Genomic DNA, 23,205 nt, shown 5'->3' with positions numbered 1-23,205 from the left:
GTATTTTATTAGTATGAGAAATAGTATAAATAATTTAATCCTGTAGGGGACGGATTGTTAATAGATTGCTAATAAATGGACATTGCTGTGCAAAAACGGTCTTGTAAAAAATCAGAATAAATCAGAAAAAATCGGAAAAACAGGCACAAAGCGATGAAAGTACTTTTCAAATCAAGTACTTTCATACCAAAGTGAAGAAAAACCCACTTATTTAAGTGGTTTAACGGGAAAAACCCATGGAAAAATATTATAGATGTTATTTTTTATCAAGCTGACGTTGCAGTTTGCCATTTCCTTATGTTCAACACCTTCCCCATTCCCATAGTCAACACCTCCTCTATCACCTGCCAGCTTAACCAGCCAGGCATTCCCATTTTTAACACCTGTGGCTATGTACCCGTCGTCTGAAGTCTGCTGGCCGGAATAGAGCGTGCAATTTGGAAATATTTTTATCCACTCCTGATTACCTTCACTGTCCGTTTTAAGTATGAAAGCAGAACCATCTATAACATGGGAAAAAGAATCATTATACCTTCCGGTCAGCACATAACCATTGTCTGAAGTAATCGAAATCGAGATTGCAGCATCATCCTTCGGGCTGCCGAAGGTTTTATTCCACTGCTCCTGACCATATTCATCGGTTTTTACAAGCCAGATATCGTCACTGTTTGAGTCCTTTGATCTGGTTGTGCTGGCAATTGCATATCCACCGCCAGGGGTCTGCTTAACAGAATCAGAACTTAATGTTTCAAGACTCTGGTTTTTGCCAAAGGTACTATTCCATTGTTGATTGCCGTTTATGTCGTATTTAGTTATCCGGATATCATAATCGACCAGAAGTGCAGCGAAATAACTTCCAATCTCATACTCAACCATATCCCCTACTATGTATCCCCCATCCGAGGTACGTTCAGCCCTATATTTGAGATAATCCTCGTGAGTGATTTCATCAGATACCCTGTTCCATATCTCATTTCCATTACTGTCGGTCCTGACCAGCCAGGGTTCAGCATAGCCGGAAGGAAATGTATAGCCTGATAACACATAACCGCCATCCGAGGTCTGGCTGGCAAAGTATCCCTCATCAAAATACGTCCCTCCGAAAGTTTTATTCCACTGCGGATTCCCCCTTTCATCAACCTTGATAAGCCAGGCATCCGGATAGCCTTTCGTACCTTTGCCGTATGAGGAGCTTATTCCTGCAACGATATATCCATCGTCTGAAGTCTGTCGAATACACCAGGAGCTATCTTCACCATCTCCGCCAAAAGACCTGTTCCATTGTTCTGCAGGTGCTGCTGCAACGGCTACATTCGAAAACTGCGAAAACAGAATTAAAATAAGAAAAATCTGGAACATTCTATACCCTGCATTTTTCTGAAACATTCTATTTCCTGCATTTTTAACCATTCTTTCACTCCAAAAATATATACGCTTCCGGGTTATATCCGACGATCTTGATTGAGGCTCTCCGTCTTTATCAGCAGTAAAGTCGATTTCTTGAACTCTTTAAACTCCTTTTTATTAATTCCTTATAAGTTTTCTGACCATAATCTCTAACAATCAAAGAAAAGGAGACTTATATAGTTGAAAAGGAGATTAAAAAAGCTAATTTGTGAACCTGGCCAGAAAAAGCCTATAACTATTTATCAATAAGTCATTAATTTCTGTTAAATGTATTAAGTCAAACCTGATTTTAACTTCATAAATCGGAGGCAAAACCGTGAGAAAAATTATAAAATATGGAATTTTTCTGGTTTGGGTTCTTTCTTTGCTGACATTAAATGCTTTAGCTTTGTCAGATCCTTCAAACGATAATCTCAAACTGGAAAACAATAACAGTGAATCCATTGGTATTGATATATGTATCGACTTCATATGGTATACCCATGAGGAGTTAAGAGACCACTCCGATACGATTGTAATAGGTACAGTTAAGGAAATACTTACACCCAGATGGAATACAGCAGACGGAAAACAACCGCATAAATTACTTTCTAAATTTGAATATCCTGACGACGTCATTTACACTGACATCGTTATAAGTGTTGATGAATACCTGAAAAATCCGTCACCGTCCGGAGAACTTATTGTAAGAGTCACCGGTGGGACGGTTGGGGATTTTAGCATGGCTACAGATGCAGATCCAAGTTTCAACACCGGTGAAAAGGTTTTGCTCTTTCTGAGAATAGACACTAACCCGAATACAAAGGATATTGGTCCTGAACACTTCATAGTTACAGATTTTTACCGTGGTAAATATACATTAACCGAGGATGGAAAAGCTACAACGCCTGATGAACATACTACTCTGGATGTACTGTTGAGTTCAATTAATCAAACTAATAATAACACAAGTGATACCGAAGTATCAGATAATAAAGAAACAGCAGATAAGCAAGAAGGATCAGGTTCTACTATTCAATCAAAAAGAATTCCTTTCATAAGCTTTTTCTGGACGCTTGGAGCAGTGCTCGGAGCAGTTCTGATTGTAAGACACAGTGTAAGACACAGATAAAAATAGGGTTTTTTCTGATAGACACAGATAAAAATAAGGTTTTTTCTGATCTCATTTAATGGCTACTCTGCTTTATTAAGGAGGTATCACGAATTTATTATGGAGCAGGAAGATCAAAGCATTTTGGAGAGGGGGAAGAATAGTGAGTACTTATAGCAATGGCATTCTCTTATTCAGGTTCAGGAATGAGATACTCGAAATAATGCTGGTTCATCCGGGTGGGCCAATCTGGGCAAAAAAAGACTATGGAGTGTGGTCAATACCTAAAGGGCTACCCGAAGAGCATGAAACTCCTCTGGACACAGCAAAAAGAGAATTTAAAGAAGAAACAGGGTTTGAGGTTGACGGCGAGTTTATTGATCTGGGAGAGTTAAATCAACCTAACAGAAAAATAGTGCATGTATGGGCTCTTGAAAAAGACCTGGATATAACAGGTGTTGTAAGTAATACATTTACGCTTGAGTGGCCAAAAAACTCCGGAAAAGTACATGAGTATCCCGAGGTCGACAAAGCAGGCTGGTTTGATATTGAGCTAGCTAAGAAAAAAATACGAAAAGGACAGATCGGCTTTCTTGATAGACTCATGGATGTTATAAATTACTCCCCGAAGGAAGAGCACTCAGACAAAAGAAAAAGATACAGACAAACTACACTATTTTAAACAATGACAAAGTTTGATGATCTGGAGAGAAAACTTATAAGACTATAATTATCGTAGACGTTTCCAGAATCTTTAATAACTTCCAAAATACTGCGTGAATTAGGGAGAATAATAGAAACAGCGACTTTCTTATCGATTTCGTTCATGTCAACCACAGCAATAACTGAGGGGATTTTGACCTCTAAATATATTATACTTTGAGAAGTTCAGATTTTTTGGAATTCAATCCTTATTTAGTGGATCTTGCCCTTGAATATATAATAGACAATCTGTCAATACGATCCCATACAATATCATATACAAATCTAGCATAAGAGAAAGGATAATTCACCCAAAAAACCAGTTTATTGAAGCGCGATAGATCCCTATAACCCTCTACCCACATTGATTCACTTAAAAATCCCTTCCATATATGAGATTTTTGCATATGTTTCCATCGCCTGAACATATGGGTTATTATGAGTAAGAAGGTACAAACGACCCCTAATTGTTTTTTTGTCATTTTTTCACCCTCACCGACTAATAAACTTAATAATAATAGGTTAACAGGAAAATGCATTAAAAGCAACATATTTCTTACAGATTATATCTTAACCGATTATATCTTAACCGAATACAGATGAATATCTTTTCAAAATTATACTTTCTTTCTTCCCATTTTCTTTCGTACATACCGTAAAACCCCATAAGAACAACCCAACAGAAGCATAATCTTAACTGGTTTCTCACCTGCTTTGAGGAGTTCTTCGATTTTTTCATGGTCGAATTTTGGTTTCTGACCTTTCCTTTTTGGAGGAGATTGGCGACTCATTAAGATTTCACCTCTTCATACAATTTACTGTGCTTTCAAGTCCAAGAGGGTTGGTCATTTTATAGGTTCAACTGTAGCTGAAAAATTCTTTAGCTTCCATAGGCCTGACAGAACCTCAAGAAGTTGGAAAAACCACTTAGAAATCCCATATTATCCTTCCCCACAATACAACATATTATAATAAAAATATAAAAGCCTTTCATATTAATTATTAATTTAAACTATTAATATTTCTTGTATCATCCTCTCCTTTTCATCAGAGGCCCGAACCAGATACAGACAGGTGATTGGCAGCATGTAAAACAAGACAACTACCCACTGGTCTTCTCTCCGGAAGCTGTGAGAATTGGGTGACGTGGAAATAGTGGAGGACCGAATTGTGCGGGACGGAAATATCTGGACCTCGGCAGGCACTTCTGTCGGTATCGGTCTGGCGCTTGTATTTGTCGAATACATGGCATATGAAAAGACGGCGGGTAAAATTTAGCTTGGTGCCGAGTACTATCCGGCAGGCAGGTCATATGGTATGATGCGCAAAATTCCACAGGCTCCTGAATATTTGAGGAAAAGGGACTGAAACGTCCACCAACCCTTTAAAAAACTTTACTTCCATGTTACTTCAAGGGGCTTCCTGCGAGGGATTCCATAAACTTTGTACTGCGGGTTGCCAAACATCATTGCATAGGCAGATTTTCTGCCAGCAGGCAGGTCGAGTTCCTTCTGAAGAGGTTCGTAGAACATGGCAGCAGCCGCAACAAAGCCAGCCCAGCAGGTACCAATACCGAATGCCGGTGCAGCGAGATCAAAATGGGTGAGGGCGATTGTGGCATCAACAGATGCAATTGGGTTATCTTCAGGGATATGGGCGAAAAGCAGGTGCGGAGCGTCCCGGCAAATGATGTCGTATCCCTGATCCCATGCCGAAATAAGCGCAGGTACGTAGTCGCTCATCGGGTGGGGGGTGTTCACCAGACTCTTCATCCATTCGATGGTGAGCCCGGCAATCTTTCTTACTTTCTCCGGATCATGGACAACGAGCCACTGCACTGGCTGACCGTTGGTTCCGGATGCGGCGTAGTGGGCAATATCGAGGACTTCGAGGATTTTCTCCTTTGGCACAGGCTCTCTGGTAAAATGCCGAATAGACCTGCGTTTCTTGAGATAGAACGCTATGTCCTCAGAAGAGATGTTGCCAGTATCTGCAGGCAGGGGAACTTTCTCATCAGGGCGAAGGTTCAGGACGAGAGCCTCAGACGGGCAGAAAGCTTCGCAGTGCCCGCAATAGAGGCAGCGTAAAATGTTTTCGTCTTTCACTTGCGGAAGATGAACCTCATCAACTGAATCGATAATACCTGAAAGGCATACCTTTACGCAAATGCCGCACCGTGTGCAGCGATTCTTATCAACAATAAGGTGGGTCATAAGTATCAAATCCTGTTAAAGGCAAATTCTGTCAAGGGCAGATATATTAACCGGTCGGCATTACTAACCAGTCAGTGTTTGTTACTTTTCTTTGTTTCTTTGTCTGTAAAGATTCACTTACTATTAAGTTCCATAAACCTTTTGCAGGAAGCCTCTGAGTCTTTAGCTCAGGGGTAATTGACTTATTCCTGAATAGCCCGAGTTTCGCTTCGGGATCACAGGAAATCGGAGATTTTCTGGGAGTTGCACTGCAAGTGCAACAGCATGAGATCCTTTTCGCTGCGCCCAAGAGATCTATTTATAAAAATTAGGACTTACGCAGTTGAATTTAACACCACGAGCGAGAAAGACTTAACTGTATAAACTTAAATAATGTTGACGAGTCCGCATGTGCATGATTTTTCATTTCAAGTGCGTAAGTCCTAAAATATTTATGACCAGTACAACGTCATTCGCTTTATCATTTCGTTTTTGTCACGCTCGACACAGGAGAGCGGCTTTCAGACAAAAAAATAAGACAAAAGACCCGAAAGAAAAGCCGGAAAGTAAAAATGGAGTAAAAAGTTGGGAGTTGCAGTCAGAACCTGATAAAAATATATCTGAAAATACTCTTTTCCACATCTGTTTTTATTGATTTTTACTGGTAATTTCAACCTTTTGTTTCTTTCTACTCTTTTTGCAGGGCCGCCAGACAAGCTGGCGGAGGAGCCTATTGTTCCGTGGATTAGATTATTTTTGCCGGATAATATTCTTGACCCGCCGGTCCCATTCCGTGGACTCGAAAAGCTCCCTGATTTCTGGAGAATCATCAATAAAGCAGAAACCCCAGTAGACTGCAGGCAAAAACTCCCTTTTCCACTGTTCTTTTTTCTTTTTATCAAGGAACTGGTAGGTTTCAGAAGATGAGAGGCGGCTTACGAACCCAAGAACCTTGACAAGGTCGGGAATAGTTTTCTGGGCAGAACCTATTTTCAGACATTTAAGTCTGTAGCTGTCTATCTTCCTTAAATCGGGCTCAAATCCCAGGGTCCTTAAAATTTTATTTTTCTCAGGCATCGAAATGCGTGCACCGTCATACTTCAGGGAATTTAAGGCCTGAAGTTTAAGGAGCCATTCAACCTCCCCGAAGACCTTGGGCTTGTGCTGCCTTGAAACATCCCCTAACCTGCGGTCTTCGTAGGCTTCCCTCTTGAGCCTGTTTATCTGGTCGGAAAGGTTCGCGATCTCTTCTGCGTCTCTAAGTTCCCTAACCCTGAACCTCAAGGCTCCCCGCATAAGTTCCCGCTTTTCCCGTTCAAAGGCTCCGATATCTTTTTCCTCGGTGATGGCAAGAAGGCGTGAGAAATATTTTGCCCGAAGAGCAGTTGGAGGAAGCCTTACAGGGACCTCTTTTGCCTGTATGCCCTTTCTTTTTCCCTTGCCTTTCCTGAAGTTTCTGAAGTCTACCTTGCAGATTTCGATTTTTCCTTCCTCAATTGCCCGGGCCGCATCTCCTTCGGAGAACAGCTCTTCAAGACGGATTTCAGGCTGGAGCATCTGGACCTGGTCAACCTTTTCCCCGTTGAAAACCCCTTCTCCGAAATGCTGATAGAGGGAACCGATGCTGTCCGCAATCTCAAAGATGTTTCCCCTATACTTCCCGGAAACAGGTGAAAGCCTTGTAACCCTTCCTACCTGCTGTTCAAAGAGCCGCATACTAAGGGTTGGCCGCAGAAGGATAAGGGTTTCAAGTCCCGGGAAATCAAAACCTTCGATCAGCATGCCGACCGTGCAAAGGACATAGGGAGGCTTTCCTGCTTCCCTGAAAGCTGCAAGAAGAGCATTCTGTTCTTCCTTAGGCAGCTCAGAGGTTATAAAAGCGGCATATGTGAATTCCCCTTCAGGAGTATAATTCTTAAAATCAAGAGGTAAGACGGGATCAGAGTCCTTTTCCAGCTCTGGGATAGATATTTCCCCGTTGAAAACCGAGGCGGTGAGTTTTGCATGGAACGCGTTGATTTCCTTTCCGTCTGCTCCGGCTCCATAGACCCGCTTCCGGACAGGGGCGCAGAATACAAGGGTTTTTGCATATCTCTGCTTTACCATAGAATCATATACATCTTTTGCGAGCTGAGTTCTACGGATAACTTTTTTCAATTTATCAACAGTGCTGCAGTCAAGGTAAAGGTCCTGTTTATCAAGTTCATCCAGCCCTTTTTCAAAGTCAAAGATCTCAAATATATCTTCCGAACTTTCAGCAATCGTATACTTAAGGGGTGCAAGTTCTTCGTCAAGAATACATTCTGGAAGAGTCTTTGCATAGACCTCCCTCATATCCCCGGCAATTTCGTCCACGAATTTAACATTTCCGACCACACCCTGAAAAGGAGTTGCAGTCATCCCCAGGATTCTGGTCCGTTCTCCGAACTCATTGAGAAAATCGTTTCCCCTGTTATTGATGAAGTTGTGGATCTCATCCACGATTGCAAGGTCGGTATACTCGAGAAGCAGTTCTTTGATTTCGGATGCCTGTTTTCCGAGTACTGTTTGCAGAGAAGCAAAGAGCACAAAGCCTTCACCTTTTTCCTGCCCGGATTTTTTAAGGGCTTCTGCAATCTCTTTTCTAGATACCTTATGTTTGGAAGAGAGGAGCGCACTATTGGGAAAGAGGGGCCTGTTTTTTTTCCTATCGTAGTAAGTCTGGCTCAGGAGAGGGTTATTTTTAGAAATAAGGAAAAGTACAAGTTTTCCTTCCTCGTAATATTTTTTCATTATATGTTTTGAAAGAAAAGTCTTTCCCCAACCAGTAGGAACTTTGATATAGCCTCTCTGATGGGTTTCAAAATATTCCAGAATATCCTTAAAGATTTTCTTCTTATCTTCCCTCAAGGGCTCGAGCTCGACTGTTTCCATGCCAGCTGAGGCTTCATTTGAAATTGTCATCAGTAAGCTGTCCTCACTCTTTTCACTCTATGAAATTTTCAGTATATGCTAAAACCAGAAAGTTATCTTTCAAAGAATTATCCGGGAAATTGCATGTCCCACGCACAGGAAATCGTCCATGCAACTGGAAATCGTCCATGCAACTGGAAATCTTCGAAGAATTAACTCCCCTAATAACTACAAAATAACGGATAAAAAACTTCAGTCCAGAAAACCTGGGCCATCTCCTTTCGTTCTGAAATCGAAAAGAGCATGTTTGAACTGCTTTTAGTTAAAAGAAATCCTTTACCAATAATAAGAACTACCGTGATATAAGAATTACGGAGGTATAAGAATTACTATAATATAAAGTTGTGGAATATATACTATGGATATATAAAGAGCCATTATTGTACTGAAATGTAAGACTGCAGAAATCATGAACTGCAACAATTTCTGTACGGAAAAGTCAAGGGAAAAGGTTCGTTTTAGAGGTTCCTTATCCTTTGAGATCTTCCGTAAAAGGAAATTTGAAAGTTTAGAAGAACTTTGGTCTTGCAGAAAGATACTTTGCAAGAGGCAGTTTCCTGTAAGGCTTGCCAGCAGTTTCTTCTTTTATGCAGGAATTAAGTTCTTCCGGGGTCATCTGAACTTTTTTAGGCTTATTCTGTTGGGACTCTGCCCGGACGGTTACGTTAAGCGTGCCTTCCTCTATTTCCTTATCTCCAATAACCACAACATACGGCACCCATTCCCTGCCCGCTTCCCTTACCTTCTTTCCTATGGACAGGTCGCGGTCATCAATATCAACCCTGCAGTCCAGTTTCTTTGAAATCTCTTCGGCAAAAGTGAGGTGTTTCTCGGAAATCGGCACAATCCTTACCTGAGTGGGAGAAAGCCATAAAGGTAGTATCGGGACTTTCCCTTCTTCGGTTTCCATTGCAGCTTTTTCAAGGAGAGCATAGATACAGCGTTCGATTGCCCCGCTAGGAGAGCAGTGGAGAACGGTCGGCCTTTCCAGTTTACCGTCAGCGCTCACATAAGAGATATCGTACCTTTCAGCATTTTCCACATCGATCTGGACAGTGGAAAGGGCGCTTGCCTTAGCAAGGGCATCTACGAAGTTAAATTCGAACTTGAGCACGAAGTAGAAGAAACGGGTATCCCACATTTCCACAAGCACGGGCTTGTCGACGGTCTTTGCCATGCTTACTACCAGGTCTTTATTAGACTCATAGAAATCCTTTGTGAAGCGGATGGCAACCTCGTAATCGTCAACATGAATTCCCATATTTTCAAGCACGTCGATACAGAGGTCATACTGTTGCTTGAACTGGTTTACAGCCTGTCCCATGTCCTCACAAAGGGTGTGCATATCCGGCATGGTAAAAGCCCGAAGTCTTCTTAAGCCCACAAGTTCCCCGCGCTGTTCTTTTCTGAAACTGTAGCGGGTCATTTCGATCATCCTTAAAGGCAGGTTTTTGTAGGAGATCGTCATGTCGTGGTTCATAAGGAACTGCCCGAAACAGGCTGCAAAGCGCAGGAACATTTGCCGCTTGTCCGACTCGATGGAATACTGCCTTGCAGGGAACCTGTCCAGGTATTTCTTAAGAGTCGGGTGGTTCATGTCATACATCAGAGGAGTTTCGACTTCCATCGCCCCGAAATCGGTTGCGACATCAAGCACATAGTTTTCCAGGAGGGACTTGATAAGCCTTCCCTTGGGGTAATAGCGCATGTTTCCCGAGTCTGACCCTGGCTCGTAGTCTGCAAGCTCAAGTCTCCGCATTAGTTCAACATGGGGGGGAGCACGCTCAACTGCCCTGCTTTTGGAAATTTCATAATTCATAAACTTCTGAAGTTTCGGGTAAGGAGCAAGGTCAAAGCCCTCGACTTCATGGAGCTCACCGTCCGGAGTAAGGATGCGCCAGTAAGACCTTGCAGTACCCTCAGCCTTCAGAGCCTCGGAAACTACCTCTTCTTTTTCCTCGACTGCTACGGTTTTGCATACTGCCTTTGCTGTTCCCTCGGGACGGATGCTCCTGGAAAGTTCGGAGAGAGGATGCCCCTTACAGCTTACAGTAAAGGATTTGTACCATCCAAAAGGAGCCCTTTTTACCTCATATTTTCCTGAGAGGGCTTTTTCAATTCCTTTTAAGACCGCTACTGCAACTTTCGGGGAAGAAAGGTCAGAGCTCAGGTGGGCATATGGATAAAGCATTATACGGTCGGTTTTTACCTGGGCTGCCACCTTTTTTATTTCAGAAACAGCTTTTTCTATGGCTTCTTCCGGATTGGCTTCATCCACGCTTTCCACAGCCGTAAAAGCAGCGAGAGCTTCCTCAAGTCTGCCTGACTTTAAGGAATCTTCTATTTTTTCAGCAACTGGAGTTTGTTTTTTGGTTTGGTATTCAATATAATCAGAGTGAATGAGCAATAACTGCATTCTATCACCTGTGTTTTCTAAGCCGAATATATGTTCCGATTGATTTCGGTTCTGGATCAAACAGAGGGTCAAACAGTATCTGACTTAGTATTACGATTTAATATCAGGACCCTTAGTATTACGATTTAATACCAGGACCTGATTTCAGGACTGTTTGAGGTCTGTACACGTCAGTAGATCTTGATTAAAGGGAGTAAAGAAGAATATATGACAGTCCTAACATCCTGCAATGATATAAAACAATCCCTTTCGCTTCATTGAGAGCTATTTTCTCAATCAGTCCTGGCAGAATTTTTTCAGGTTTTTGAGGTAGAGATCAGCCTGTGCTGCAAGTTCAGGATGTATCTGCTCCTGATAAACTCTGTAAGCTGCAACGAGTGCTCCCAGAAGAATAGGGGCTGCAAAAAAACCTGCAATTCCTCCAACAAAAGCCCCTCCTAAGAAAGCAAGCATGAGCAGCATCGGATGGATCTTTGATTTCATGCCGGTCAGGAAAGGTCTGAGGATCAGTTCGGGAGGGCCGTAAATTACAAGGGAAGAAACCACAAAAAAAAGAAATGCACTTTCAAACCCCTGTTCTAAATAACGTATTAAAGACAGGGGCACAAGCACCATATACCCGGCAAAAAGAGGGATAACCGAAGCTATGAAGATAAGGGTTGCAAGTGCCAGAACGTGGCGATATCCAAACGTGTAAAAAACGACAACAGAAGTCACACTTACTATGAGGGCAGAGTAAGCATTGCCTATGAAAACTCCCTTAAGGATAAGGTCCAGATGAGCCGCATAACGGTTTACGATGCCCCGGTAATCACCAGGTATCACGCCAAGAAAAGCGCAATAAAGCCTGTCCCCATCGGCAAGCAGGAAATAACAGAAAAAAATCGAAACTATGAAATTAATAACAAAGAGACCGATGCTCTGGGCATATGAGATTAAACCTACGCTGCCGACTGCAGGGAGCAGGGAGGTAAAGAGGTTCCATATAGCATTATTTATCCTTTCAACATATGTTTCCGGAATTTCCAGAGCATTTATAAAATCTAAAATTCCGCTCATGACCGAAGTCTGGTGTTCAAGAATCCAGGAGATCTGGTTAAGGATCTCAACAACTCCGGCTCCTACAATGAATACTATAGGGATGAAAATGAAAAGGCTGGCTATCAGAGCCCCGATTTTTCGGTACTTCCCAAATTTCACCTGGACAGGCCTGGCAATATAAGCAAAGACTATCCCGAGTACAATTCCGTCTGCCAGGGGCAGCAGGATCAGGAAAGCGAAGAACAAAAGCACAGCTAATGCAAGGGCTACTCCTATTTTCCAACGGCTGGCAATAATCTGGCTGACTCCGTCAGGCGGGTAATTAAATCGCATTTTTCAGTTCCATTATGATAATAGATTGTAGTAATTAAATCAATTAATTAGAGGTAAAGATTATCAAATTCGTGAACCGGAAACAGAGGTATCAAATTAGTCTGAATGTAAATATTGTTAAACTCAAAGTTAGATGCAAATACTATTGTATGAAATACTATTGTATGCATTGTTTGAACGTTTAGTTAGTATGTGGGGGGCTATGTCAGGCAAATAACAGATTATCTGATATTGCCGGGAAGTTTTGAAGGTATGTGGCCTGAAAGGGCACGGTGAGATTACAGGTATAATATGAAAATATAATTAGGAACTATTTAAAAATATCATATAATTACGAACAGAACAGCAAATTCAGACCTCAGGATTCATTTTTTCCCGTTCAAACTTTTAGTTTTTCATCCAGCCCGGGCACAAGTTTGTTGAAATATCTCGTTACCACGCAGGACTCCATGCATTTTCCACACCTTATACAGGTTTCACTTACATGAGGTTTTCCTTCTTTAATTGAAATCGCCCCTACAGGACAGGCTTTTTCACATATACCGCACCCCGTACAGCGGGAAAGCCTGACAAACTGTTTTGCAGCCTCTTTAAAAAGGCAGACAGCTTTTTCCTTTGTTTCCGAGCTTACGAGCAGGTTTCCATTAGAGAATAATTTCACAGTTCCGGTTCCGGTTTTGACCAGCAGCATGCCCAGTTCTTCTGCATAAACAGTTTTCCCAAGCACATTGATAAAATCTGCAGCTTCTTTTTCCCTGATGCCCTTAACTCCTGCCTCTACAGAAAAGCCTCCTGCTTTGCAGGGGGAAATTCCTCCCACCACCTCAATTTCAAAGGCTTCAGCTTTTTCCTCCGCAAGGACAGAGATTCCAAGCTCCTCTGCCAGCCTTAGCATTTTCGGAGGCAACTCCTTCCAGCGCCAGAACCCATGTTCGACGAACTTTTCCGAAAGCCCGTGCTTTTTTGCCCATTCAAGCAGGAAGGCGTTCCACCTGGTGTGCATCTCAGGATGCAGCTCTTTTACCCTGGCATACTCGGCAGCAAGGGCAGATGGGCAGAGCCAGCACCCAACCCTCTCAAAACCCTGATCGTAAAGGGGGTTGTAGGAAAGCCCCCTCCAGTAGATATAGAGCCAGACATCAAGCGCACGCCAATCTCTGATTGGGAAAATATTGAGCTGCGCAGGGACGAAGGGGTTTGTCTCACTCGCCGCAATTCTTGCCCTGGAAAAGGATTCATGCTTCCGCTTGCCGTCTATTGTCAGGTAGGCAACTGCGTTTGCAGCTTCCTTTCCTGAAAGGGAACAGGTTCCTTTTTCTGTTTCCAGGTCTCCTGCCGAAGCCAGTTTGCAGACTTTGCAGCACCAGCGGAAGTCCTTTGCGGGAGGCCCGAACTTTTCTACCTGCTCCCAGAAAGAGGAGCCTGCACTCATTTCTTCAAGCGGGACTTTCATTTCGCGGCATAAATCCCGTGCAAACTCCACAGTTTCAGGGAATTCGATTCCTGTGTTCAGGAAAAAAGCCTTAAACTCCCTTTGCTTGAGAGCAGACTTTGCCAGGTCCATCACCACAAGACTGTCTTTTCCCCCGCTGAATGAAACATACACAGGCAGGTTCCTATACTCGTTTCTGGAAATAATCCCGCGGATGGTGTTGATGGCATTTTTCCCCAGGACCTGCAGGTGTTTTTTGTTAGCTTCTATGCAGACACTTAAATCCGGAGTCTTGGGGTGCAGGAATGCTTCGCTGCTGTCAACCTTTCTGACCCTGAGAACTTTTGTTTCGGTCTCAGATGGGGAGTTGGTTTCGTACTCGGGTAGGGCTCTGACTTTAGATGGGGCTCTGACTTCAGGTTGAACGCCGGTCCCGGATAGAGCTTTGGGCTTTGCTAGGTTCTCCTGGGCTGCAAAATCTGCACCGTCAATGTAAGAAACTCCATATCCGCTAAGGTTTCCCGCGGTCAAAAGGACAAAATCCCCTGCTTTAATGTTTGCAGCAAAAGACTCTATAAGCCCTGACGCCACGTTTTTTCCATTAAGGTGCCTGTTTGTTTTCTTAAGTTCGACGTTTCTGCCTTCAGCAGACTTGAGGAGAATTTTTGCTCCCTGAAGGGAAGGCTCAAAGCTATAGTCCATTTTTGAAAGTTCGAAACGGAGTACTCCGAAAATAAATCCGTCTATGAGAACCTCGTCAGTTTTGTCTTCTCCGGGTATTTTGTTCAGGAGAATAAGTCGGTCTCCCAGAGGATCGCAACCGAAGGTTGAAATTAGCTGCTTTTCAATGACTTCGCGCTCATAAGGGGAGCAAAACCTTACGTCGGCAGGCTGGGAAAGATGGAGTATCTCACCCTTACTGCCGCAGATCCCGCACTCTTCCCCTATGAGAGGCAGGTTGCATTTTCTGCACCAGAAAATGTAGTCATCTTCATATTCAAAACGAGGAGAGCGAGGAGAAGATTTTTTTTTTGAAAAAACCAGGTCCAGATGCTTTTCAGAGCCAGAGCTCTTTCTGGCAGAGGATTGTTCTTTAAAATCACGGGACCTGTTTTCTGCCCTCTTTTCGCGGGTTTGAGGTCTTTTCCTGCCTGAACTTGAACTGTTTCTTTGTTGTTTTTGTGAGCTTGAAGTCTGGTATTTATCTTTTTTCTGCTGCATGGAAGCCCTGACCGGTGGTTCGAAGAAATGGTTAAGTATCTTATCGTTCAGTTTTCAGTAAGGATGCGTTTATCGATATATCAATATTTTGAGGGAAAGGGAAGGTACGATAAAAGAAAACCTGATAATATCTTCAAAAACCATAAAAGTATAACTTAATTTTTAAATATTTCTACAATCATATATTAAAACTGTTATTTTTATTAAGAATAGGAAGTAAGGATATATTAAACTTACTGAGAATGCATTAAAGTTTCCCTGGAAGGCATTAAAGCTTTCCTCAAAAGATAAGCTTGTTATTCAAACGTGATACCGTATGAAGTATGATGTTGTTGTGGTAGGAGCAGGTCCAGTGGGCTCTACTGCTGCCCGTTATGCAGCCCTGAATGGGGCAAAGGTTCTCCTGCTCGAAGAGCACTCCTCAATAGGTTCTCCTGTCGGCTGTACAGGGCTGCTGAGCACAAGAGCAGTTGCAGAGTGCGAACTCAGGCCTTCGGACGAATTTGTGTTTAACTCTGTGCGTGGGGCTTTTGTGCATGCTCCTGATGGGCAGTGCCTGCCAATTGATGGAAAGCAGACAAAGGCGTATGTTGTCTCCCGGAAAAACTTTGATCGTACCCTTGCGGTAATGGCTGTGGAAGAAGGCGTTGAACTCTTCCTGAAAACAAGGGCGATAGGATTTGAAAAAGAGAGCTCTGAAGCCGGGGCCGGGACAGAAAAAAATAGGAAAAAAAAGGGCTCACCTGTAAAGCTCAAAATACTTAGAAACGGAAAGCCCGAAACCATATTCACCTCCGTAGTTATCGGGGCAGATGGGGTAAAAAGCCAGATAGCCAGTTATGCAGGTCTTGGAAAACCTGCACGCATACTCCCCGGCATTCAGATCGAAGCTCCCTACACCTCGGATGACAGCGATTTTGTTGAACTGTTCCCAGGCTCTTCAGCCCCCGGTTTCTTTGCCTGGACCGTTCCCCTTGATGAAAAGGTGTCAAGAATCGGGCTTGCAGTTGAGCCAGGGCTTGCCTGCAAAAGCGGTATTGGAGATAAATCTCCGCTTTTTTATCTCAAAAAATTCCTTTACTCAAACCCCCACATAAAAGCAAAGTATTCAGGGGGCATGCTTGATTTTGTGGTTGGGGGAATTCCAATCGGCCCCCCGGAAAAAACATTTTCTGACGGTATCCTGCTCGCAGGGGATGCAGCAGGGCAGGCTAAACCTACATCAGGGGGAGGAGTCTATACAGGAGCTTTTGCAGCAAAAATCGCAGGAAAAATTGCAGCTGAAGCTGCCCTTGAAGGAAATACCTCTGCACTCAGGCTTTCCGAATACGACCGGCTCTGGCGAAAAGGCCTGGCAAAAGAACTCGAAATAGGCATGAGAATCCATGATTACATGGGAAAGCTGGAAAATAATCAATTGAACGAATTCATAGGCTCGTTAAACACCCCTTCCATCCTGAATACAATCACGGAGTATGGAGATATGGATCACCCATCTGTCCTTATGAGGAAACTTATGTTTTCAGGAAACTCCCTGAGGCTCATGAAAGCTTTCGGGACATTTGTAAAGACGCTTTTTTAAAGGTATCAGCTTTTGAGACCAGCTTTTGAGATATGAAGTGGGAAGTGGTTTTAGATGTAAGATAAGTAAGTCTCAGGATAAGTAAATCTCAGGATAAGTAAGTCTCAGGATAAGTAAGTCTCAGGATAAGTAAGTCTCAGGATAAGTAAGTCTCAGGATAAGTAAGTCTCAGGATAAGTAAGTGTTTTTTAGTTATTATTTTCCTGACCACTGTGAGGACTATAAATTTCGGAAACATTATATTAAAGGGGATACATGTGAGTTCTGATTATAAACTTCTTGATGATGTAAAACAGCATTTATGCACCTGTTCTGCAGGTCTCAAGCTCACCTCTGACATGGAAGCGTTCCTGAAAATGCCCATGCGAGAGCTCTACGTTTCCCTGCCGATCCACATGGATGACGGGTCCATAAAGGTTTTTAAAGGCTTCAGGGTTCAGTACAACGAAGCTCTGGGACCTACTAAAGGAGGTATCCGTTTTCATCCTGAGGAAACGATGGAAACAATTAGAGCTCTTGCAGCCCTGATGACCTGGAAATGCGCTCTCCATAAACTGCCTCTGGGTGGAGCAAAAGGAGGAATTGTCTGCTCTCCAAAAGAGCTCTCACATAGGGAGCTGGAACGCCTGAGCAGAGCATACATTCGTGGGATTTACCAGATCATAGGCCCTGATAGGGATATACCTGCTCCTGACATGTATACAAATCCGCAAATTATGGCCTGGATGATGGACGAGTACTCGAAACTGGCAGGAAAAAACGTCTTTGGCGCTATTACAGGCAAACCCACAAGTCTCGGGGGTTCTGCAGGCAGGTTCGATGCAACAGCTAAAGGCGGCCTGTATACTATACGGGAAGCTGCAAAAGAACACGGAATGGACCTTAAAGCCTCGAAGGTCGCTGTCCAGGGATTCGGGAACGTTGGATACCATGCTGCTTTCCTTGCAAAGAAACTCTTCGGCTGCAAAGTCGTGGCTGTAAGCGACAGTAAAGGGGCTATCTACTCAGAAAGTGGGCTTGACCCTGAAGATGTTTCCGGATACAAGCACTCCACAGGTTCCTTACTGGACTATCCGGGAGCAAAAAATATCACCAACAAAGAATTGCTGGAACTCAAGGTAGATATCTTTATCCCGGCTGCCCTTGAAAACGTAATAACTGAAGAGAATGCAGAAAGGGTTAGACCAAAAATTCTTGCCGAAATGGCTAACGGACCCACGACCAGAGAAGCAGAAGAGATCCTTCGTTCAAACGGAGTCCATATAATTCCCGATATCCTTTGCAATGGAGGTGGGGTCATTGTTTCGTACTTTGAAATGGTACAGAATGAGTCCGGCATACAATGGGATGAAGGGGAAATTGAGAGTCGTCTGGATAAAAAAATGAAAGAAGCATATCATTCAGTGCACGACTTTGCGGCAAAGAACAAGACTGGCATGCGACAGGCTGCCTATACGCTTGCTGTTGGCAGGGTTGTCGAAGCCATGCAGCTCAGAGGCTGGATCTGATACCCGAAAAAAAGGTATGAAGAAGTAAAAACAAAGGAAAAAATTAACGTTAAGGAAGTAACGAATACAGGTAGTTAAACAGGTAAGTGATTAGAATGTACAGATGCAGCAACTGCGGATACCTTTACAACCCGGACCTCGGTGATTCTTCACAATCCATAGCTCCGAACACGCAGTTTGAAGAGCTACCAAAATCCTGGAAATGCCCCAGATGTGGAGCTTCCAGGGAAAAGGTTAAAAAAGTGTGAAGGAGGTTAAAAAATGTGATTATGTGTGACTATGAAAATGTGAACTTTACTTGTCAGCCGTTTCCAGTTCATTCAGCAGGTTTCTTTCGAAGTTCAGGATTTTCCTGATTACTATCTTTTTGGAGCCGAGTGTAAGTTCCTCGTTTTCAGGATATTTTTCTTTTATATACTCATAAAGTTCCATAACACTCATATCGTCAAGTTTCCTTTTGAGCTGGTTGAAGTCTTCCATGAAATATACCCTCTATCACAAATCGCGAAATTATATTTATGTTTTCATGTAGCAGTAAGCGCATTCCCATACGTATTCCGGAGATCAGTTGCGGATGCCTGCCAGTATCACATACCTTTAATGACAGGCTTTTAATATATATTCATGTCCAGCTACAAAGTTGTGAATAATATCACGCCACATCTCCACTTGTTTAATTTTTTAGCACAATTTCCAAAAATTAACTTTGGGAGTGCGGAAGCACAGCGGGAAGTCCCCTTCCTCGAAGGCATCAGCCGGCAGGTGGGGGATGAAAGCGCAGCCTCGCAGTTAAGCAAATACAAAGTTTCTTTATATTTAGTAACCTTTTCTAACTATGAAGATGTATTTAAGGATATAGTTACATATATATTGATAATTATGCAATTAGCGAAGAAAATACGAATCTATCCTACTGAAGAACAGGTTAATGTTCTTTGGGAGTTATCAGGTAAATGTCGGGTAGTGTATAACTTCGCTCTTGCAGACCGAAAGGATGCTTATAATAAGGAAAAACGTTCTGTAAAATATACAGAACAACAAAATAAGCTTCCTGACTTCAAAATACGTAATCCTGAGTACAATATTGTTTATTCTAAAACACTTCAAGGAATCTTGAAAAAACTTGATAGTAGCTACCATTCATTTTTTACCCATATTAAAAATGGTGACAAGAAAGCAAGACCTTCTAATTTCAAAGGTAGAAATTATCTAATGACAATTCCATATAACCAGAGTGGTTTCAAAATTGAAGATGGTATCATCGCATTTTCACATAAAGTAAATAATGTGCCTTTATCCTTTGAAATAGGTAACTTAGCTGAAGATCTCAATGTAAAACAGGTTGAAATAGTTAATGATAATCCCTATAAAGCAAGAGGTAAATTTTTTCTATGTATTGTTTATGATTTAGAGATTGAAGATACTTATTTTGATAAGGGGATTTATCAGGCTATTGATCTGGGCATTACAAAAATAGTTGCTGCTATCAACACCGAAGGTAAATTCTTTGAGGTAAAAACCCCTAGACTGGATAATTACTAGAATCAAAAAATTGATGCAGCTAAATCCAGAAGGGATCATTGCATTGGTGTTTAAAAAGGTTCTGTAAAAAGCAGGAGATTTTTGAGAATAGCCAGAGCAGTTACAAAAATGAGTAAAAAGAAAGCAAATCAAGTTAAGGATTTCCAGCACAAACTATCTAAAACAATGGTTGAGAATACCAGAGCTAATACTATAATTGTTGGGGATTTAGATGTAAAACAAATGGCTCAACCTAAAGTTAAAGATGGTAAAAAACAAAAAAAGACCAAACAAAAGAAAGGTCAAAATCGTTCTACTCAGGGTTTAGGAAATTTAAGCAGATTTGTTCAATTCTTGACCTATAAAGCAGAAATTATAGGTAAACGTATAATAAGAATTGATGAAAAAAACACGTCTAAGAAGTGTTGTTATTGTGGAAAAAAACATGATATGCTTACCTGGGAACGTGTTATGTTATGTGATTGTGGTAACAACATAGATAGAGATAGAAATTCTGCTATCAATATCATGATGTGGTAACAACATAGATAGAGATAAAAATTCTGCTATCAATATCATGATACGTTACCTATTGCAAAATGCCTTGTGGACAGGCTATCAACAATTTGTTGATAATCTTCGACAGTACAGGCTTCCCGATGGAATTGAGGTTCATACCGAAGCTAAATGACGGAAGTACTCGAAGGAAACCCCTTCCTCGCCATCAGGCAGGGAGGGGTAGTTCACTAAGTCAATAACTTTATTATACATGTGACTGCGGAATAGGATTTTCATAAAAACGAATTCAGGAAACCCAAATTTTTTGGCAAGAAAACTCAAAATCCGGAAAAAAAGCTAAGAAAAAGAGGAGCAGGCAGTTAAAGGTGGGGACGATAGCATAGACATTGATGACAGAAAAAATGAGGCAGAAGAAAACTGGATGGAAGAATTCCTTTTAAACAGCCCCAACCCTGTCCTTAGAATCGAAAAAGAAGGATTAATTCTCTATGCTAATAAAGCAGGAAAGTTATTGCTTGAAGCATGGGGAAGCGGAATTGGAGAAAAAGTCCCCGTAAATATCTGGCAAACTGTGCAGAAAGCGACCCTTAAGAATAAGCCAGAATACCTGGAACTTGAAGCAGGCGAAAAAACATATTCAGTTACCTTCATACCTTCTGCTGACGGCAAATATACTATTCTCCAGGCATCACTCCAGGCATCAGATGCCACTTTTTCTGAACAGGCCAAAAAACTATCTTCCTTAAAAATACCTTTAGTAGATAGGCATCAAGAAGCCCTTTCCCATATTGCCGAACAGGCTCTCAAAACCCCGGACATCCGGACCCTGCTGGACGAATCCTTAACTTTGATTGCTTCTACGCTTGACGTAGAATATTGTAAAATTTTGAAACTTTTGCCTGATGGAAACTTTTTGTTTGAAACAGGAATCGGATGGGATATCGAAGATATAGGCAAGGTTATTAAAAGAGACACGGCTTCGACTGCCGAGTACACAGTGCTTTCAAAAAAACCTCTCCAGATAGAAAAATTAAGCAGAAGGGGCTCAATTGATGAAATGGGGTTCAAAGGATATCAGGAAATTAAGAGTGGAATAAGTGTCCTGATCGGAAGTGTTGAAAAGCCCTATGGAGTGCTGACAATTCACAACACAAAGAAAAAGAAATTTACAAAAGAAGATACTTCTTTTTTGAATGGTGTTGCGTCTCTGATCTCGTTAGCCATTGAACGATATGAAGTAGAGAGTACCCTCCGCGAAAAGATACATTTTCTTGAAACTTTGCTTGATACTATTCCGGCTCCCGTGTATTATAAAGACAAAGAAGGGGTCTACCGCGGTTGCAATGAACTCTTTGCGAGGATGATTCTTGGGAGCTCAAAGGAATCAGTAACAAGATGCTCTGTTAATGAACTTTCCGAATCTATTCCACCCAAACTAGGGGACATTTTCAAAAGAGTGGACCGGCACCTGCTCCAGAGAGGAGGAAGCCAGGTTTATGAGTCCAGAGTCATGTGCTCTGACGGGATAATCCGACAGTTCCTTTTCAACAAAGCCGTATACAGGAACCTTAATGGGACTGTGGAAGGGCTTGTAGGAACAATGCTTGATATAACCGGGCTCAAACGTACCGAAGAGAACCTGTTAAAGAGTGAAGAAAGATATCGGCTGGCTACCGAACAGACCGGGCAGCTGATATACGAATTTGACCTGCAAAACGGACATGTTGAGTGGGCAGGAGCAGTCACGGAACTTACGGGCTACAGCTACAACGAGATACAGGATTTTACTTACTATGATTGGCTTGATCACATTCACCCCGAAGAGCGCAGAAGAGTGCAGCAGGAATTTAAGAAGTGCTGGAACACAGGGGAAAAATTCAATGAAGAATTCAGGTTCCGGCGGAAAGATGGAAGCTATTTTTTCGTAGAAAACAAAGGCGTCTATCTGAGGGATGAAGAAGGCTGTGTATGCAAAGCCCTTGGGGTGATGAAAGATATTACAGAAATCAAACTTTCCTCGGAAAAACTGAAAGAAAGTGAAGAGCTCTACCGTTCATTCTTACAGAATTTTAAAGGGATCGCATTTAAGGTAGACAGGGATTTTACCCCTCTCTTTCTGGAAGGGGCTGTTGAGGAAATAACCGGGTACACCAAAGAAGACTTCCTCTCCGGCAGAATAAATTTGACTGATATCATTTATCCGGAAGACAGGCAATTATTCTATATAACCCGGAAAAAAATGAGATTTTCCCCTAATTCCATTATGGAATATGATTACAGGCTAAGTCGAAAAGATGGAGCTGTAAGGTGGGTTCATGAGTTAATCCACAACATCTGTACCATCTCTGGAGATACCGAATTTGTCCAGGGTTATACTTATGATATTACTCAGAAGAAAAAAGCCGAGGAAACCCTTGCAAAAGCTGAAGCTATCAGTATGAGGGAAATTCATCACCGGATCAAGAATAACCTTCAGGTAGTTTCGTCCCTGCTCAGCCTTCAGGCTGATAAGTTCAAAGATAAAGATGTCATTGAAGCCTTCAGAGAAAGCGAAAACCGCGTCATTTCCATGTCCATAATCCATGAGGAGCTTCATAAATCAGAAGATACGACAAGCATAGATTTTGCAGCCTATCTCAGGAAACTGACTTCTGATCTTCTTTACTCTTACAGGGTAGGAAAAGAGAATGTCCGACTTTTCCTTGATATAGGTCATATATTCCTCGGAATCGACACGGCAGTTCCCCTCGGAATAATAATTAATGAACTTTTCTCAAATTCTCTGAAATATGCATTTTCTAAAGGTGCCGAGGGAGAAATAAGAATTTCACTTTGCAGAAAATCTGAGACTCTGGGATCCGGGAGTGCAGCCGATAGAGGCACCGCTATAACAGACTCAGGGATGTACCCCGGATTTACACTGGTTTATTCGGATAATGGAGGACGTTTTCCTGAAAATATCGATTTTAAAAACCCCGAAACCCTTGGTTTGCAACTTGTGAATGCTTTGGTCGACCAGATAGATGGGACAATTGAACTTGAGAAAGGAGAAAAAACAAAATTTACTATCAGGTTCGAGGATAAGAGGCTTCTGAGGAGGAGTTGAAAAAGGCTGATTAAAATGAGGGCACATCAAAAAGATGATTGCCTTTTTAATCTCTTTTTTATGGGAAAGACATTATACGGATCTGTATTGTATCGAAACAAAGCACACACTTATTTCTATATCGAAATCATTTGAAACTGGATAAATTAAATCCAGTTATAAAATACAGAATAAGTACGAAAA

15 protein-coding genes are annotated in these 23,205 nt (G+C 42.2%); 8 read left to right on the top strand and 7 right to left on the bottom strand.

What is annotated here, in order from left to right:
• Positions 1-207: 207 nt before the first annotated feature.
• Positions 208-1,386 carry a hypothetical protein gene (locus MSWHS_RS10015; protein ID WP_231585379.1) on the bottom strand — a complete coding sequence of 393 codons (1,179 nt, stop codon included), beginning with the start codon at positions 1,384-1,386 and terminating at the stop codon, positions 208-210.
• A gap of 337 nt (positions 1,387-1,723) precedes the next feature.
• Here MSWHS_RS10015 and MSWHS_RS10010 point away from each other — a divergent pair, with 337 nt between their 5' ends.
• Together MSWHS_RS10010 and MSWHS_RS10005 are read left to right on the top strand one after the other, a co-directional pair.
• Positions 1,724-2,518 (top strand): hypothetical protein, encoded by a 795-nt coding sequence (locus tag MSWHS_RS10010; protein WP_197073895.1) that lies wholly within the window; start codon positions 1,724-1,726, stop codon positions 2,516-2,518.
• A 142-nt stretch (positions 2,519-2,660) separates the two neighbouring features.
• Positions 2,661-3,179 (top strand): NUDIX domain-containing protein, encoded by a 519-nt coding sequence (locus MSWHS_RS10005; protein WP_048159006.1) that lies wholly within the window; start codon positions 2,661-2,663, stop codon positions 3,177-3,179.
• Positions 3,180-4,593: 1,414 nt separating this feature from the next.
• Here the strand turns inward: MSWHS_RS10005 and MSWHS_RS09990 are convergent.
• The 5 genes from MSWHS_RS09990 to MSWHS_RS09970 all read right to left on the bottom strand — a co-directional run bounded on the left by MSWHS_RS09990 (position 4,594) and on the right by MSWHS_RS09970 (position 14,786).
• Complete coding sequence (locus tag MSWHS_RS09990) at positions 4,594-5,412, bottom strand: nitroreductase family protein (protein WP_048127560.1); 819 nt, start codon at positions 5,410-5,412, stop codon at positions 4,594-4,596.
• Between the two features lie 729 nt (positions 5,413-6,141).
• Complete coding sequence (locus MSWHS_RS09985; protein ID WP_048127563.1) at positions 6,142-8,334, bottom strand: DEAD/DEAH box helicase; 2,193 nt, start codon at positions 8,332-8,334, stop codon at positions 6,142-6,144.
• Positions 8,335-8,851: 517 nt separating this feature from the next.
• Positions 8,852-10,759 (bottom strand): threonine--tRNA ligase, encoded by a 1,908-nt coding sequence (locus MSWHS_RS09980; protein WP_048159005.1) that lies wholly within the window; start codon positions 10,757-10,759, stop codon positions 8,852-8,854.
• 276 nt (positions 10,760-11,035) lie between these two features.
• Positions 11,036-12,133: an AI-2E family transporter gene (locus MSWHS_RS09975; protein ID WP_048127567.1), complete on the bottom strand. Its 1,098-nt coding sequence runs from the start codon at positions 12,131-12,133 to the stop codon at positions 11,036-11,038.
• A 379-nt stretch (positions 12,134-12,512) separates the two neighbouring features.
• Positions 12,513-14,786, bottom strand: a complete 2,274-nt coding sequence (locus MSWHS_RS09970) for a phosphoadenosine phosphosulfate reductase family protein (RefSeq protein WP_048159004.1) — start codon at positions 14,784-14,786, stop codon at positions 12,513-12,515.
• 316 nt (positions 14,787-15,102) lie between these two features.
• Between MSWHS_RS09970 and MSWHS_RS09965 the strand changes: the two genes are divergently transcribed.
• From MSWHS_RS09965 to MSWHS_RS09955, 3 genes are all read left to right on the top strand, one after another.
• Entirely contained in the window at positions 15,103-16,368 is a 1,266-nt protein-coding gene (locus tag MSWHS_RS09965; RefSeq protein WP_048127571.1) for an NAD(P)/FAD-dependent oxidoreductase, read from the top strand.
• Positions 16,369-16,625: 257 nt separating this feature from the next.
• Entirely contained in the window at positions 16,626-17,876 is a 1,251-nt protein-coding gene (locus MSWHS_RS20970) for a Glu/Leu/Phe/Val dehydrogenase (protein ID WP_231585378.1), read from the top strand.
• Between the two features lie 95 nt (positions 17,877-17,971).
• Positions 17,972-18,124 (top strand): rubredoxin, encoded by a 153-nt coding sequence (locus MSWHS_RS09955; protein WP_048127573.1) that lies wholly within the window; start codon positions 17,972-17,974, stop codon positions 18,122-18,124.
• A 46-nt stretch (positions 18,125-18,170) separates the two neighbouring features.
• On the opposite strand, the gene MSWHS_RS09950 is transcribed toward MSWHS_RS09955, so the two are convergent.
• A complete protein-coding gene (locus tag MSWHS_RS09950; protein WP_048127575.1) occupies positions 18,171-18,356 on the bottom strand; it encodes a hypothetical protein in 186 nt (61 codons plus the stop codon).
• Positions 18,357-18,500: 144 nt separating this feature from the next.
• Here MSWHS_RS09950 and MSWHS_RS18505 point away from each other — a divergent pair, with 144 nt between their 5' ends.
• The 3 genes from MSWHS_RS18505 (at position 18,501) to MSWHS_RS09940 (ending at position 23,022) form a co-directional block, all read left to right on the top strand.
• The gene (locus MSWHS_RS18505) at positions 18,501-19,418 is read left to right on the top strand and encodes a helix-turn-helix domain-containing protein (RefSeq protein WP_052722685.1); all 918 of its coding nucleotides are present in this window, start codon (positions 18,501-18,503) and stop codon (positions 19,416-19,418) included.
• 81 nt (positions 19,419-19,499) lie between these two features.
• Entirely contained in the window at positions 19,500-19,937 is a 438-nt protein-coding gene (locus MSWHS_RS18500) for an RNA-guided endonuclease TnpB family protein (RefSeq protein WP_052722684.1), read from the top strand.
• 400 nt (positions 19,938-20,337) lie between these two features.
• Positions 20,338-23,022 carry a PAS domain S-box protein gene (locus MSWHS_RS09940; RefSeq protein ID WP_048159003.1) on the top strand — a complete coding sequence of 895 codons (2,685 nt, stop codon included), beginning with the start codon at positions 20,338-20,340 and terminating at the stop codon, positions 23,020-23,022.
• Positions 23,023-23,205: the final 183 nt, after the last annotated feature.

The sequence above is a fragment of the Methanosarcina sp. WWM596 genome (assembly GCF_000969965.1).
GTDB lineage: Archaea > Halobacteriota > Methanosarcinia > Methanosarcinales > Methanosarcinaceae > Methanosarcina.
This window is presented reverse-complemented; position numbering and strand designations above follow the sequence as displayed.

Coding starts and splice junctions, on each gene's coding strand:
- MSWHS_RS10015 (WP_231585379.1), bottom strand. CDS start 1,386: ATGTTTCAGAAAAATGCAGGGTATAGAATGTTCCAGATTTTTCTTATT.
- MSWHS_RS09990 (WP_048127560.1), bottom strand. CDS start 5,412: ATGACCCACCTTATTGTTGATAAGAATCGCTGCACACGGTGCGGCATT.
- MSWHS_RS09985 (WP_048127563.1), bottom strand. CDS start 8,334: ATGACAATTTCAAATGAAGCCTCAGCTGGCATGGAAACAGTCGAGCTC.
- MSWHS_RS09980 (WP_048159005.1), bottom strand. CDS start 10,759: ATGCAGTTATTGCTCATTCACTCTGATTATATTGAATACCAAACCAAA.
- MSWHS_RS09975 (WP_048127567.1), bottom strand. CDS start 12,133: ATGCGATTTAATTACCCGCCTGACGGAGTCAGCCAGATTATTGCCAGC.
- MSWHS_RS09970 (WP_048159004.1), bottom strand. CDS start 14,786: ATGCAGCAGAAAAAAGATAAATACCAGACTTCAAGCTCACAAAAACAA.
- MSWHS_RS09965 (WP_048127571.1), top strand. CDS start 15,103: ATGAAGTATGATGTTGTTGTGGTAGGAGCAGGTCCAGTGGGCTCTACT.
- MSWHS_RS09955 (WP_048127573.1), top strand. CDS start 17,972: ATGTACAGATGCAGCAACTGCGGATACCTTTACAACCCGGACCTCGGT.
- MSWHS_RS09950 (WP_048127575.1), bottom strand. CDS start 18,356: ATGGAAGACTTCAACCAGCTCAAAAGGAAACTTGACGATATGAGTGTT.
- MSWHS_RS18505 (WP_052722685.1), top strand. CDS start 18,501: ATGTCCAGCTACAAAGTTGTGAATAATATCACGCCACATCTCCACTTG.
- MSWHS_RS09940 (WP_048159003.1), top strand. CDS start 20,338: ATGGAAGAATTCCTTTTAAACAGCCCCAACCCTGTCCTTAGAATCGAA.